Annotated in this window: 1 rRNA gene; it reads left to right on the top strand. The window is 52.6% G+C overall.

Annotation, left to right across the window (positions count from 1 at the left end):
* Positions 1–815 (top strand): 23S ribosomal RNA (locus KW829_RS22715); the annotation flags it as partial.

Below are 815 nucleotides of genomic sequence, written 5' to 3'. Positions count from 1 at the left end.
TGCTGTGAACTCGAAGAGTAGGGCGGGACACGTGGTATCCTGTCTGAATATGGGGGGACCATCCTCCAAGGCTAAATACTCCTGACTGACCGATAGTGAACCAGTACCGTGAGGGAAAGGCGAAAAGAACCCCGGCGAGGGGAGTGAAAAAGAACCTGAAACCGTGTACGTACAAGCAGTGGGAGCCTACTTGTTAGGTGACTGCGTACCTTTTGTATAATGGGTCAGCGACTTATATTCTGTAGCAAGGTTAACCGTATAGGGGAGCCGAAGGGAAACCGAGTCTTAACTGGGCGTTAAGTTGCAGGGTATAGACCCGAAACCCGGTGATCTAGCCATGGGCAGGTTGAAGGTTGGGTAACACTAACTGGAGGACCGAACCGACTAATGTTGAAAAATTAGCGGATGACTTGTGGCTGGGGGTGAAAGGCCAATCAAACCGGGAGATAGCTGGTTCTCCCCGAAAGCTATTTAGGTAGCGCCTCGTGAACTCATCTTCGGGGGTAGAGCACTGTTTCGGCTAGGGGGCCATCCCGGCTTACCAACCCGATGCAAACTACGAATACCGAAGAATGTTATCACGGGAGACACACGGCGGGTGCTAACGTCCGTCGTGAAGAGGGAAACAACCCAGACCGCCAGCTAAGGTCCCAAAGTCATGGTTAAGTGGGAAACGATGTGGGAAGGCACAGACAGCCAGGATGTTGGCTTAGAAGCAGCCATCATTTAAAGAAAGCGTAATAGCTCACTGGTCGAGTCGGCCTGCGCGGAAGATGTAACGGGGCTAAACCATGCACCGAAGCTGCGGCAGCGAC

This window comes from Enterobacter sp. ENT02, from assembly GCF_019219165.1.
Classification (GTDB): domain Bacteria; phylum Pseudomonadota; class Gammaproteobacteria; order Enterobacterales; family Enterobacteriaceae; genus Enterobacter; species Enterobacter mori.
The sequence above is the reverse complement of the archived record's forward strand: the minus strand, read 5'-3'. Positions and strand labels throughout refer to the sequence as shown.